Source organism: Frigoribacterium sp. CFBP 13707 (genome assembly GCF_014842245.1).
GTDB classification, from domain to species: domain Bacteria; phylum Actinomycetota; class Actinomycetes; order Actinomycetales; family Microbacteriaceae; genus Frigoribacterium; species Frigoribacterium endophyticum.
The window spans coordinates 243371-256847 of record NZ_JACYVL010000001.1; the positions used below are offsets into that span (position 1 = coordinate 243371).

Here is a 13477-nt window from a genome sequence, read left to right on the forward strand (position 1 = left end):
GGTCAGTTCCGTTCACGGGAGGTCGGGTCGAGGGCGTCGCGGAGCGCGTCGCCGACGAGGTTGAAGCCGAGGCAGATGACGGCGATGGCGAGGCCCGGCACGACGGCGGCGAACGGGGCGTTCGCGAGGTACTGCTGCGCGTCGGAGAGCATGATGCCCAGACTGGCCGTCGGCGGCTGGATGCCGAGCCCCAGGAACGACAACAGCGCCTCCCCGATCACCGCGACGGGCATGATCACGGTCGCCTGGACGATGATCGCCGAGACGCAGTTCGGCAGCACGTGCGTGAAGATCACGCGGAGCCCGGTGGCGTCCATGGTGCGGGCGCTCAGCACGAAGTCGCTCGAGCGGATGCGCAGGGTCTCGCCGCGGACGACGCGGATCATCGTCGGGATCTGCGCGATGCCCAGGGCCACCACGGCGTTGCCGAGGCTCGGCCCGCTGATGGCGGCGAGCGCCACCGCGATGATGAGGAAGGGGAAGGCGAGCATGACGTCGGTGAGCCGCGAGACGATCGCGTCGAGCCAGCGCCAGTACCCGGCGACGAGGCCGAGCGGGGTGCCGACGACCACCGCGAGCAGCACGCTGAGCACGCCGACGACGAGCGAGACGCGGATGCCGTAGACGGTGCGCGAGAGGATGTCGCGGCCGAGGTCGTCGGTGCCGAGCAGGAACCCGACGGTGCCGGGCAGCTGGAAGGGCGTGTCGAAGTGCACCTCGGCGGGGCCGTAGGGCGCGATCACCGGGGCGAGCACGCCGGCCACGACGACGACGAGCAGCATCACGGCCCCGGTCACGCCGAGCTTGTTGCGCCTCAGCTGGCCCCAGACGCGGCCACGGGCCGAGCCGAGCTCGTGGGTGGTGGGCACGAGGACGGTCATCAGGAGGCTCCTCCGACTCGGATGCGCGGGTTCAGGACGCTGTAGAGCACGTCCACCACGAGGTTGATGAGGATGTAGCCGAGGGTGATGACGAGCACGACGGCCTGCACCACCGGGTAGTCGCGGGTGAAGACCGCGTCGAGGGTGAGCTTGCCGAAGCCCGGCAGCGCGAAGATGCGCTCGGTGACGACGGCGCCCGAGATGAGCCCGCCGAGCTGGAGGCCGACGATCGTCACGACGACGATCATCGAGTTGCGCAGCCCGTAGCGGAGCAGCACGCGGCCGCGGCCGAGGCCCTTCGCCCGGGCGGTGCGGACGTAGTCGGTCGTCATCGTCTCGATCATCGACGCCCGCGTCTGCCGCATGATCACGGCGGCGAGCGACGTGCCGAGGATGAGCGCCGGCAGCGTCAGGTGCACGAGCGCCTGCCACGGGTCGTCGCTGACGGGCACGTAGCCGGAGGCGGGGAAGAGCCCCAGCCCGACGGCCAGCCACAGGATCGCCAGGATCCCGAGCCAGAAGTTCGGCACGCTGAGCCCGACGAGGGCGGCGGCGTTGGCCATCCACTCCGGCCAGCGGCCGCGCCAGCGCTCCGCGACGACGCCCAGGGCGACCCCGACGACGACGGCCACGACGATGGCGTAGAGCGCCAGCCACAGGGTCACCGGCAGGGTCGCCCCGATCAGCTCGGTGACCGGCGTGCCCGTGCGGGTGGACTGCCCGAGGTCGCCGCGGAGGAAGGCGCCGGCGAAGCGCAGGTACTGCACGACGAGCGAGTCGTCGAGCCCGAGGTCGGCGCGGATGGCCGCGACCTGCTCCGGGCTCGCCTCCTCACCCGCGAGGGCGAGGGCCGGGTCGCCCGGCAGCTGCCGCACGCCGAGGAAGACGACGACCGAGGCGAGCACGAGCGTCACGGCCGACTGCCACAGGCGGGTGAGGAGGTAGCGCGTCATGGCTCAGTCGGCCTCGACGAACGCGGCGGTGCTGAGGCGGACGACGCCGTCGGCGTAGGTCGACACCCCGGCGATGTCGTTCGACAGCGCGGTGAGGCTGCGCACGCGGTACAGGTAGATGATCGGGTCGTCCTCCTGCACCTTCTCGACGACCTGGCCGTAGAGCTCGGCGCGCTCGTCGACGTCGGTCGTCGAGGCGGCGTCGCCGAGCAGCTCGTCCACCTCGTCGTCGCTGTAGCCGCTGTAGTTGTTGCCGGCGCCCGTCGACAGGAAGTTGAACATGTTGCCGTTCGGGTCGATGCGGCCCGACCAGCCGAGCTGCAGCGCCTCGAAGTCGCCCTGCGTCTGCACGTCGAGCAGCGTCGAGTACTCGACGGGCGTGATGGTCAGCTCGAAGCCGCCGTCGGCGACCTGGGCCTGCAGCGCCTGGGCGAAGCGGACGGTGTCGGGGTTGTTGCTCACCTGCATGTCGATGGCGAGGGGCGTGTCGACGCCCTCGTCCTCGAGCATCTGCTTCGCGGCCTCGGGGTCGTAGTCGGGGCAGGCGTCGCTCGCGTCGGTCGCGAAGGGGCTGCTCGGCGAGATCGGCGAGCAGGCCGGGTCGTAGAGGCCGCCGAAGACGGTCTTCACGAGCGCTTCGCGGTCGATCGACATCGAGAGCGCCTGGCGCACGACGGCGTTGCTCGCGAGCGGGGTGTCGATCTGCACGGGCTCGGTGCCGATGCCGTCCTGGTTGCCGATGTTGACGGTGAGGCCCTGGTAGCCGAGCGAGCCGACCTCGAGCACCGTCAGCGAGTCGTCCTCCTTGAGCGTGCCGACGTCCTGCGTCGACATCGAGTCGGCGACCTGGACGTCGCCCGACTGCAGGTTCGCGGCGCGGATGCTGGCGTCGGTGATGATGCGGTAGGTGATGGTGTCGAAGTGGGCCGACTCGGCGTCGTAGTAGAGCGGGTCGCGCTCGACGGTGATCGAGGTCTGCGGCACGCGCTCGACGAACTTGTACGGGCCGACGCAGACGGGCGCGTCGCCGAAGGCGTCGCCGGCGGAGGCCAGCGCGGTGGGCGACATGACCATGCCGGCACGGTCGGCGAGGGCGGCCGTCAGCGGGGCGAAGGGCTCGGAGTAGGTGACCTCGACGGTCGAGTCGTCGACCGCGCTGATGCCCGTGATCGGGCCGAGCTCGCTGCGCCGCGACGAGTCGTCCTTGTCGAGGCCGCGCTGCAGGGTCGTGACGACGGCGGCCGCGTCGAGGGGCGTGCCGTCGGCGAAGACGGCGTCGGTGCGCACCGGGAAGGTCACCGTCAGGCCGTCGTCGCTGACCTCGGGCAGCTCGGTCGCGAGCATCGGCACGATCTGGCCCTCCGCGTCGATGTCGTAGAGCTTCTGGCACATCGTCTCCATCACGTAGCGCGTGTAGAGCGACGAGGAGGTGGTGGGGTCGAGCCGGTCGGGCTCGGCCGAGAGGGCCATGACGAGATCGCCGCCCTCGACGATCGTCGAGTCGCCGATGGGCGCGGTCGACACGTCCTCACGGCTGCCGGCGGACGGGGTGTCGGTGGTCTGGACCTGCTGGCACCCGGTCACCGCGAGGGCGAGACCGAGGGCGGCGGCCGGCAGCGCGAGCGCGCGTCGCCGGGGGAACGAGGTGCGAGGCATGTGTGATCCGATGCTCGAGGGTGCGGGAGGGAGTGGATTGAATGCAATCAGCCGCACAGGCTCGATTTCGTATACAACGCGTTACGACCATGTAAAACGTGCCCCGGACGAGGGGGGCGGGAGGCGCGGGTCGCCCCGGGCGGGCCAGGCCGGCCAGGCGCGGGTCGGGTCGGGGCGGGGCGGGCGGATCGGGCGGATCAGGCCGTCCCGCGCACGACCATCTCGGTCGGCAGGGTGATCGTCGCCGGCTTCTCGCCCGCGATGACCTGGAGCAGCAGCCGCACCATCTCGGCGCTGATCCGGTCGAAGGGCTGCCGCATCGTCGTCAGCGGCGGCTCGGTCTGCGCCGCCACGCTCGAGTCGTCGAAGCCGCCGACGGCGACGTCGTCGGGCACGCGCCGCCCGAGGTCGCGCAGGGCGTCGAGGGCGCCCGCGGCCATCCGGTCGTTCGCCGCGAAGACGGCGTCGAGGTCGGGGTGCACCGCGAGCAGCTCGCGCATCGCCGCGTCGCCGCTGGCCCGGCTGTAGTCGCCGTGCGCGACGAGGGTCGGGTCGTACTCGTCGCCGAGCTCGGCCCGGTAGCCGTCGAGGCGGATCAGCCCGCCCGGGGTGTCGGCCGGCCCCGTGATCGTCGCGACGCGGCGCCGCCCCCGCGAGCGCAGGTAGGCGACCATGTCGCGGGCGCCCTGCTCGTCGTCGGCCCCGACGTGCCCGAGCTTCTTCTCGTAGCCGAGCGGGATGCCGCAGGCGATCGCGGGCACGCCCGCCGCGACGACGTCGGCGAGCAGGCGCTGGCCGCTGTGGGCCGAGACGAGCAGCACGCCGTCGACGTGCCCCGCCTGGATGTACGCCACCGCGCGCTCCTGCTCGGCGACCGTGCCGGCCATGATCAGCACGAGCGACTTCTCGGCCGCCGCGAGGGCCGCCGCGGTGCCCTTGAGCAGCGCGGAGAAGTTCGGGTCCTCGAAGAGCTGCTGGTGGTCCTCGGTGAGGAGGAAGGCCACCGAGTCGGTGCGGTTCGTCGCGAGGCTGCGGGCGTGGGGGTTGACGCGGTAGCCGGTCTGCTTGATGGCCCGGTCGACCGCCTCCTTGGCGTCGGGGCTCACCCAGCGGCCACCGTTGAGCACCCGCGAGACGGTGCCGCGCGAGACGCCGGCGGCGGTCGCGACGTCGTCGATCGTCGGTCGCCGGCCCGTCGCGCTGCTCACGCGGGACAGCCTAGGGGCGACCGCCCCGCCCGCCACGCCCCGCCGCCTACTTGACCGCGCCGGCGGCGAGGTCCACGCGCCAGAAGCGCTGCAGCACCAGGAAGATCGCGATCAGCGGGATGACCGAGAGCAGCGCGCCGGTGATGACGAGCGTGTAGAGCGCCGGCGCCGAGGCTCCCTGGTTGAGCAGCCCGTTGAGGCCGACCGTGAGGGGGAAGAGCGAGTCGTCGCCGAGCATGATGTACGGCAGCATGAAGTTGTTCCAGATCGCGACGAACTGGAACAGGAAGATCGTGACGAGCCCGGGCAGCAGCATCGGCACGGCGATCTTCGAGAAGATGCCCATCTCGGTGGCGCCCTCGGTGCGGGCCGCCTCGATGACGTCGGTCGGCACGGCCGCCGCGGCGTAGATGCGGGCCAGGTAGATGCCGTAGGGGCTGATGATCTGGGGCAGCAGCACGCCCCAGAACGTGTTGGTCAGGCCGACGTTCGCGAGCAGGAAGTACTGCGGGATGGCCAGGATCACGCCGGGTACCAGCACGCCCATGAGCAGCACGTTGAAGACGACCTTCTTGCCCGGGAACTCGAACTTCGCCAGCACGTAGCCCGAGAGCGCCGACACGTAGGTCGAGGCGATCGCCCCGATGCCCGCGTAGAGCGCGGTGTTGAGCATCCAGCGCCAGAACAGCCCGTCGCGGTACTGCGTCAGCGCGACGACGTTGTCGATCAGGTGGCCGCTCGGGGCCAGGGTGAAGGTCGAGAACAGCTCGCCGCCGTCCTTGGTCGAGGCCATCACGACCCACAGCACGGGGAAGAGGCAGTAGACGGCGCCCATCAGCAGCAGCACGGTCGAGACGACGCTCGGCCGCTCGGCGTGCAGGCGCGGGGCGGAGGGGTCGCGGCGCGGCCGCGCGGGGGCGACGGGGCGGGCGCCGGAGGCGCGGGTCGGGTCGGCCGGGGAGGCCGCGGCCTCGGGGGCGGTGTCGAGGGTGGTCATGGTCAGTCCTCCTGGCCGAAGGCTCGCTTCTGCACGACCCGGAGGAAGAAGAAGGAGACGATGAAGGTGGCGAGGGCGATGACGACCGAGGTCGCCGCCGCGGAGTAGATGTCGTCGCGGGTGAACGCGTCGCGGTAGACGAGCATCAGCGGCGACCAGCTGGTCGAGAGGCTGTTCGTCAGCGGGCGGAGGGTGGTCGGCTCGGCGAAGACCTGCAGCGTCGCGACCATCGAGAACAGGCCCGTCATGACGAGCGCCGGGGCGACCATCGGGATCTTGATGCGCAGGGCGATCTGGACCTCGCTCGCGCCGTCGAGGCGGGCGGCCTCGTAGACGTCGCTCGGCACGGCCCGGAGCGACGTGTAGATGACGATCATGTTGAAGCCGACGCCGCCCCAGAGGGCGATGTTGGCGATCGCGAACAGGACGGTGCCGGAGCCGAGCACGCTGTCGACGTCCCAGCCGAGGCGGTCGAACACCCAGTAGAACGGGCTCACCGCGGGCAGGTACAGGAACCCCCAGAGCAGCGAGCTGATCACGGCGGGCACGGCGTAGGGCAGGAAGATCGAGACGCGCGAGAAGGTCACCGCGCGGGTGCGACGGGAGTCGAGCAGCAGGGCGAAGAGCAGCGCGAGGCCGAGCATGCACGGGATGAGCACGACGCCGTAGAGCAGCACGCGCCCGACGCTGGCGCCGAACTCGGGGTCGGTCAGCGTGCCGACGTAGTTCTCGAGGCCGGCGAAGGCCGTGGTCTGGCCGCCCGAGCCGAGGCCGAGCCCGATCACCTGCTTCTTCTGGAAGCTGAGGAAGACCGTGTAGACGATCGGCGCGGCCATGAAGAGGACGAACAGCACGATGCCGGGGGCGAGCATCGCGTAGGGCGTGATCACCCGGCTGCGGACGCTGCCGGGTCGTCGACCGGTCGCCGGTCGGGTGGGGGTGAGCGTGTCGGCCATGCCGGTCCTGGTTCCTCGTGGGGGCGGTGCGGGTGCGGGGCGGGAGGGGCGGCCGGGGCCGCCCCTCCCGGGTGGACGGCTACTTGACCGAGAAGCCGCTCTTGGTCAGGTCGTCGAGCGTGATCTCCTGCATGGCGTCGACGGCGTCCTCGAACGCGGACTGCGTCCGGGCGTCGGCGGCCTTCGCGAACTCGTCGTTGTAGGCGCTGAAGGCGACGTTGACGTTCGGCCCGTAGGTGAAGGGCTGCACGGCGTCGGAGGACGCCGCGGCGATGTCGTAGAAGTCGGCCTGCTGGCTGAAGAACTCCGGCGGGGTCGTCAGCGCGTCGGACGCCGCGTCGGTGGCGGCCGGGTAGACGCCGGAGATGTCGGCGAGCGCGGCGACGGCCTCGGGGTCGGTGTTCAGCCACGTCGCGAACTCGACCGCCGCCTCCTTCTTGGTCGACTGGGTCGTGACGGCCGTGGTCGAGCCGCCCCAGTTGCCGTCGGTCGGCTCCGAGGCGTCCCACTGCGGCACGGGCGCGGCCGTCCACTTGCCGGCCGTGTCGGGCGCGTTGCCGCTCAGCACGCCGGGGGCCCAGACCGAGCTGATCCAGCCGACCTGCGAGCCGTCGTTGAGGCCGGCGTTCCACTCGGGCGTGTACATCGGCGCGTTGTCGATCGCGCCGCTCTCGACGAGGCCGCCCCAGTACGACGCGACCTTCTCGGTCGGGTCCTCCGCGATGTCGACGCTCCAGCTCTCGCCGTCGTTGGACCACCAGGAGGCGCCCGCCTGCTGGGCGAGGCCGGCGAACCAGCCGGCGTCGTTCGCCGAGAAGGTGCCGAGGTACTTGGTCGGGTCGGCCGCGTGCAGCGCCTCGGCGACCTGCGCGTACTCGTCCCACGTGGTCGGCACGGAGAGGCCGTACTGCGCGAGGACGTCCTCGCGGTAGTACGCCATCATCGGGCCGGAGTCCTGCGGGATGGCGTAGACGCCGTCGCCGCCGAGGGTGACCGACGACCAGGTGCCGGCCGAGAAGTCGCCCTCGAGGTCGCCGGCGCCCTGCTCGCTGATGTCGGCGAGCGCGTCGGAGGCGACGAGCGTCGGGATCTTCTGGTACTCGGCCTGGATGAGGTCGGGCGCGCCGCTGCCGGCCTTGATGGCCGTGAGCAACTTGGTGATGGCGGGGTCACCGCCGTCCTGCTTGTTGACCGTGACCTGGATGTCGGGGTTCTGGTCGTTCCAGATGTCGACGACCTTGTCGAGGTTCGGGGCCCAGGCCCAGTAGGTGAGCTCGACGGGGCCGCCGTCGGCGGAGTCCCCGCCGGAGGCGGAGCAGCCGGCGGTGAGCAGAAGTGCGGCCGTGGCGAGGGTGGCGACGCCGAGACGGCGGGATGAGCTGCGCATTCGTCCTCCTTGAGGAAAGCAAGAGCTGGGGTGGGGCGGCGCAGCCGTGCTTCGGAGAACCACGTCGCTGTGCCTGTGAGCGGTTACAGTTATGCACAGCCGAAATGGCTTGTCAACTGTGCATCAGATGCGGATCACGCACTATTTCGGCGGGGTGGCCGTGTGCTAGAACTGGGAGCGCACACAGTCAAAGGAGATCACCGCATGTCACTCGAGCTCGAGACCCCGCCCGCCGCGCAGCCCGGTGAGCAGACCGGCGCCTCGCGCGTCCCCGGCCGTGCGGAGATCCGCTACGGCGGCGATTACAACCCCGAGCAGTGGCCCCGCGAGACCTGGCTCGAGGACATCGCGCTCATGGAGCAGTCGGGTGTCAACCTGGTCAGCGTCGGCATCTTCTCGTGGGCGCTGCTCGAGCCCCGCGAGGGCGAGTACGACTTCACCTTCCTCGACGACATCATCGGCCTGCTCCACGAGGCGGGCATCGACGTCGACCTCGCCACGCCCACGACGGTGCCGCCGGCCTGGTTCTGGGCCGCCTACCCCGAGTCGCACCCCGTAACCCGCGAGGGCACCGTCCTCGGCCGCGGCTCGCGCGGCATGGTCAGCCCGAGCTCGCCCGAGTACCGCCGCGCGGCCACGGCGATCACCGAGCAGCTCGCGAAGCGCTACGGCCAGCACCCGGCCGTCGTCATGTGGCACGTCCACAACGAGTACGGCGCCCCGATCAGCGAGGACTACGGCCCGCACTCGGTCGTCGCCTTCCGCCGGTGGCTGCAGGGGCGCTACGGCACCCTCGACGCCCTCAACGCGGCCTGGGGCACGCTCTTCTGGGGCCAGGTCTACGGCGAGTGGGAGCACATCGACGCCCCGCGCGTCTCGGCCACCGTCGTCAACCAGACGCAGCGCCTCGACTTCGCCCGCTTCACCTCCGACGCCCTGCTCTCGCTCTACGTCGCCGAGCGCGACGTGATCAAGGCGCACTCGCCGGGCCGCCCCGTCACGACCAACTTCATGTCGAGCAACTGCCCGTCGATCGACTACTGGGCCTGGGCCCGCGAGGTCGACGTCGTGGCGAACGACCACTACCTCGTCGCCGAGCGCCCCGACAACCACGTGCTGCTCGCGCTCGACGCCGACCTCACCCGCAGCTTCGCGCAGGGCCGGCCGTGGATGCTCATGGAGCACTCCACCTCCGCCGTGAACTGGCAGCCCCGGAACATCGCCAAGCGCCCGGGCGAGCTGGCCCGCAACAGCCTGTCGCACCTGGGCCGCGGGGCCGACGCGGTGATGTTCTTCCAGTTCCGCGCCTCCCGCTACGGCGCGGAGAAGTTCCACTCGGCGATGCTCCCCCACGCGGGCGCCTCGAGCCGCGTCTGGCAGGAGGTCGTCCGCCTCGGCGGCGACCTCGGCAAGCTGGCGAGCGTCCGCGACAGCCGGGTGGAGGCGCGGGTCGCGATCCTCTGGGACATCGAGTCGTTCTGGGCCCACGACCTCGAGTGGCGCCCCTCCGTCGAGCTCGACCACCGCGAGCGCGTCGTCGCGTACTACACGGCGCTCTGGCAGCTCGGCGTCACCGTCGACTTCCGCCACCCGCACGACGACCTGTCGGGCTACGACCTCGTGCTCGCCCCGTCGCTCTACCTGGTCGACGACCGCTCGACGGAGAACCTGACCGGCTTCGTCCGCGACGGCGGCACCTTCCTGGCGTCGTACTTCTCCGGCGTGGTCGACGAGAACGACGCGGTGCACGAGGGCGGCGCCCCCGGCGCGCTCCGCGAGGTGCTCGGCCTCTCGGTGCCCGAGTTCCTGCCCCTGCACGCCGACGAGCTCGCCTCGCTCGACGACGGCTCGACGGGCGCCGGCTGGTCGGACGACGTCGTGCTCGAGGGCGCGACCGCCGTCGCGAGCTACACGACCGGCCCCGCGGCCGGCGGCGCCGCCGTGACCCGCAACGCCCTCGGCGAGGGCTCGGCCTGGTACGTCTCGACCCGCGTCGAGGGCGGCGACCTCGAGCGTCTCGTGCAGCAGGTGCTGGCCGACGCCGGCGTCGCCGAGCGCGAGGGCCGCGTCCCGGGCGTCGAGGTCGTCGAGCGCCGCTCGGACGACGCGCTGTTCACCTTCTGGCTGAACCACACCGACGCCGAGGTCGCCGTCGTCGCCCCGACCGGCACCGAGCTGCTCACCGGCGAGGCCGTCGACGGCACGGTGACGATCGCCGCCGGCGGCGTCGCCGTGGTCCGCAGCGACCGCCGCTGACACCCGGCCCGGGTCGCCGCCCACCGGGCGCGGCCCGGGCCCCCTGACCGCACCACCAGCACCGCCGCCGCACCGCCAGCACCGCCAGCACCGCCAGCACCGCCGCACCGCCACCGCACCGCCCGCAGATCGTCAAGGAGGACGACCATGGCTCGACCCGCACCCCACCCCGCCCCCGGCGGCCGACGGAGGGCGCGGCTCGCCCTCACCGGCGGCGTCGCCGTCGCGGTCGTCGCCCTCGGCGGCGGCCTCCTGCCGACGAGCGGGGCCCTGGCCGCGTCGCCGACGGCGGTCGTGAGCGACCCCGGCTTCGAGCAGGGCGCCTCCGGCTGGGTCAGCAAGGGCTCGGGCACGACGTCGCTCGAGGCGGGCGGGCACGACTCCCCCACGCGCCTGACGCACTGGCTGCCCGCCGCCGGCGAGGCGGTCACCACGCAGAAGGTCAAGAAGGTCACGCCGGGCTGGTGGACGTTCAGCGCCTGGGTGAAGAGCGGCGGCGGGCTCGACGCGAGCGCGCTCGAGCTCGCCGGCTGCGGGCAGGGGTCGAGCCGGGCCGTCGCGGCGTCGACCGCGGTGCCCTCGACCGAGGCGGACGACGGCTGGGTGCGCCTCGCGGTCTCGGCCGAGGTCTCGCACAGCCAGTGCACGCTGACCTTCCGCACGACGGGCGCCGCGGGCGCCTGGGCGAGCATCGACGACGTGCAGTTCACGCCCGGCCGCGTCACCCGCGACGTGCGCGGGGCCGACGTGTCGGGCCTGCTGCGCAACGAGGACGAGGGGGCGGTGTACCTCGACGCGGCCGGTCAGCCGACCGACGCGATCCAGCAGCTCGCCGACCACGGCGCGACGATGGGCCGCCTCAAGGTCTGGGTCGACCCGAGCGACGGCTACAACGACCTCGACGACGTCGTGGCGAGCGCGAAGCGGATCGACGCGGCCGGCATGCAGCTGCTCGTCGACTTCCACTACTCCGACCGCTGGACGGACCCGGGCGCGCAGACGATGCCGAGGGCGTGGCAGGGCTTCACGGCCCCGCAGGTCGCCCAGGCGATCCACGACCACACCCGGGCGGTGCTCGACGCGCTGGCCGCCGAGGGCATCACCGCCGACGCCGTCCAGGTCGGCAACGAGATCAACCCCGGCATGGTCTGGCCGCTCGGCCAGACCTGGGACGTCGACCCGACCGACGGCGTGACGGGCGCCCAGTGGGAGAACCTCGCGAGCTTCCTCACCGCGGGGGCCACGGCCGTCCGCGAGGTGTCGCCCGAGACGAAGGTCGTGCTGCACCTGACCAACATCAACGCCGGCGTCGACGGCCTCACCTGGTGGTTCGACGAGGTCAGCGCGCGCGGGGTGCCGTTCGACCTGATCGGCCTCTCGTACTACTCGTACTGGCACGGCAGCCTCGCCGACCTGCAGGGCGCCGTCAGCACCCTGTCGGAGCGCTACGACCGCGACGTGCTGATCGTCGAGACCTCCTACCCGTGGACCCTCGCCGACGACCCCGACCACGTGTGGGAGAACGTCGTCGCGCAGGCCTCGATGCTGACCCCCGGCTACCCGGCGACCCCCGAGGGCCAGGCGGCGAACTTCCGCGCCGTGCAGGACGTCGTGGCCGCCGCCCCGGGCGGCCGCGGCATCGGCGTCGTCGCGTGGGAGCCCACCTGGACGGCCGTCGACGGCGCCGGCTGGGACCCTGACGACCCGACCTCCGGCAACGCGTGGGAGAACCAGGCCATGTGGGACCACGACGGCCGCCCGCTGCCCGCGCTCGACGAGTACGCGGCCGACTAGGCCACAGGGCCGGGCGCAGCCCCGGGGAGGCGCGGTGCCGGTCGGTCGGCACCGCGCCTCCTGCCTGTCCCGGGAGCGCGCGCTCGGCCCCGCCGGGGGCGTCGTGGAGGCGACCCGCACCTCCTGGGGGCATGATCGTGGGTGGACCCCCGACCGGATTGGACACGCCTCCGTGAGCACCAGCGACGAAGTCGACCTGATCATCGACGCGTGGGCGCGCGTGCGCCCCGACATCGACTTCGCGGCGCTCGACGTCTTCTCGCGGCTGCGGCGCGTGTCGCGGCGCCTCGACCGCGTGCGCTCCGAGGCGTTCAGCCACTCCGGCCTCGAGATCTGGGAGTTCGACGTGCTCTCGACGCTCCGCCGCGCGGGCGAGCCGTTCGAGCTCAGCCCGAAGGAGCTGGTCGCCGCGACCATGGTCACGAGCGGCACGATGACGAACCGCCTCGACCGCCTGGTCGAGCGTCGGCTCGTCGAGCGCCGGGCCGACCCGCGCGACGGCCGCGCCGCCCGCATCTGCATCACCCCGGCCGGCATCGAGCGCGTCGACGCGGCCATGCTCGACCTGCTCGCCGCGGAGGAGTCGCCGCTCAGCTCGCTCGACCGCGCCCAGCAGGCGCAGCTCGCCGACCTCCTCCGGGTGCTCGGCGCCGAGTTCCCCAGCTAGGCCCCGCTCGCGGCGACCTGCCGGGCGGCGCTCAGAACGCCGTGCTCGGCAGGTCCTTCTCGCCGTCGGCGATCGCCTGCACGATGCGGGCCGCGACCGCGTCGGGGTCGAGCGCCGCGCCGAACGCCGGGGCGCTGCCCGCGATCGGGTGCTCGGAGAGGGCGGTGCCGGTGTGGCCCGGCCGCGCGTCGACCAGGCGGACGCCGCGGCGCCGGAACTCCCGGGAGGCGGCGCCCACGTACGCGGCGAGGCCCGCCTTGGCCGCGGAGTACGCGGCCATGCCCGCGGTCGGCGACTCGGCCACGACGCCGCTGATCGTCACCACGAAGGGGTCGCGGCCCTCCGCGGCCGACGCGGCCAGCGCCTCCGCGCCGTCGCGCAGCAGTCGGATCGGCGCGAGCAGGTTCGTGTCGACCAGCTCGGCGAGGGTGTCGTCGGCGACGGCGTCGGCCGGCCCGAAGGCGACGACCCCGGCCGCGACCACGATGCCGTCGAGGCGCCCGTGGGCCTGGAGGGCCGCGGCGACCAGCGAGGCCGCCCCGGTCGGCTCGCGGAGGTCGGCGACGTAGGCGCCCGGGCCCTGGAGGCTGCCGCCGGCCCGGCCGGCGCGCACCACGACGGCCCCCCGCTCGGTGAGCTGGGCGGCGAGGCGCGAGCCCAGCCCGCCCGAGGCTCCGGTCACCAGGACGACGGCACCACGCAGTTCGGTCATGCGGCGGAGC

The 13477-nt window shown here is 72.6% G+C and carries 11 protein-coding genes; 3 read left to right on the forward strand and 8 right to left on the reverse strand.

Annotated elements, in window-relative coordinates:
* Positions 1 to 2: 2 nt before the first annotated feature.
* From IFT45_RS01115 to IFT45_RS01145, 7 genes are all read right to left on the reverse strand, one after another.
* Positions 3 to 881 carry an ABC transporter permease gene (locus tag IFT45_RS01115; protein ID WP_185233343.1) on the reverse strand — a complete coding sequence of 293 codons (879 nt, stop codon included), beginning with the start codon at positions 879 to 881 and terminating at the stop codon, positions 3 to 5.
* Positions 881 to 1834 carry an ABC transporter permease gene (locus tag IFT45_RS01120; protein WP_056056607.1) on the reverse strand — a complete coding sequence of 318 codons (954 nt, stop codon included), beginning with the start codon at positions 1832 to 1834 and terminating at the stop codon, positions 881 to 883. Before IFT45_RS01120 ends, IFT45_RS01115 begins: the two co-directional genes overlap by 1 nt.
* 3 nt (positions 1835 to 1837) lie before the next feature.
* Positions 1838 to 3490, reverse strand: a complete 1653-nt coding sequence (locus IFT45_RS01125) for an ABC transporter substrate-binding protein (RefSeq protein ID WP_056056611.1) — start codon at positions 3488 to 3490, stop codon at positions 1838 to 1840.
* A 197-nt stretch (positions 3491 to 3687) separates the two neighbouring features.
* Positions 3688 to 4698, reverse strand: a complete 1011-nt coding sequence (locus tag IFT45_RS01130; protein ID WP_056056612.1) for a LacI family DNA-binding transcriptional regulator — start codon at positions 4696 to 4698, stop codon at positions 3688 to 3690.
* A 46-nt stretch (positions 4699 to 4744) separates the two neighbouring features.
* A complete protein-coding gene (locus IFT45_RS01135; protein WP_167259793.1) occupies positions 4745 to 5695 on the reverse strand; it encodes a carbohydrate ABC transporter permease in 951 nt (316 codons plus the stop codon).
* Positions 5696 to 5697: 2 nt separating this feature from the next.
* Complete coding sequence (locus IFT45_RS01140; RefSeq protein ID WP_056056614.1) at positions 5698 to 6651, reverse strand: carbohydrate ABC transporter permease; 954 nt, start codon at positions 6649 to 6651, stop codon at positions 5698 to 5700.
* 79 nt (positions 6652 to 6730) lie between these two features.
* Entirely contained in the window at positions 6731 to 8038 is a 1308-nt protein-coding gene (locus tag IFT45_RS01145) for an ABC transporter substrate-binding protein (RefSeq protein ID WP_056056617.1), read from the reverse strand.
* A 204-nt stretch (positions 8039 to 8242) separates the two neighbouring features.
* Here IFT45_RS01145 and IFT45_RS01150 point away from each other — a divergent pair, with 204 nt between their 5' ends.
* From IFT45_RS01150 to IFT45_RS01160, 3 genes are all read left to right on the forward strand, one after another.
* A complete protein-coding gene (locus IFT45_RS01150; RefSeq protein WP_192126261.1) occupies positions 8243 to 10294 on the forward strand; it encodes a beta-galactosidase in 2052 nt (683 codons plus the stop codon).
* Positions 10295 to 10441: 147 nt separating this feature from the next.
* Positions 10442 to 12088 carry a glycosyl hydrolase 53 family protein gene (locus IFT45_RS01155; RefSeq protein WP_192126263.1) on the forward strand — a complete coding sequence of 549 codons (1647 nt, stop codon included), beginning with the start codon at positions 10442 to 10444 and terminating at the stop codon, positions 12086 to 12088.
* A gap of 172 nt (positions 12089 to 12260) precedes the next feature.
* Positions 12261 to 12755: a MarR family winged helix-turn-helix transcriptional regulator gene (locus IFT45_RS01160; RefSeq protein WP_056056623.1), complete on the forward strand. Its 495-nt coding sequence runs from the start codon at positions 12261 to 12263 to the stop codon at positions 12753 to 12755.
* Positions 12756 to 12786: 31 nt separating this feature from the next.
* Here IFT45_RS01160 and IFT45_RS01165 read toward each other — a convergent pair whose 3' ends face one another.
* Positions 12787 to 13467 (reverse strand): SDR family oxidoreductase, encoded by a 681-nt coding sequence (locus IFT45_RS01165; protein WP_192046119.1) that lies wholly within the window; start codon positions 13465 to 13467, stop codon positions 12787 to 12789.
* Positions 13468 to 13477 lie beyond the last annotated feature (10 nt).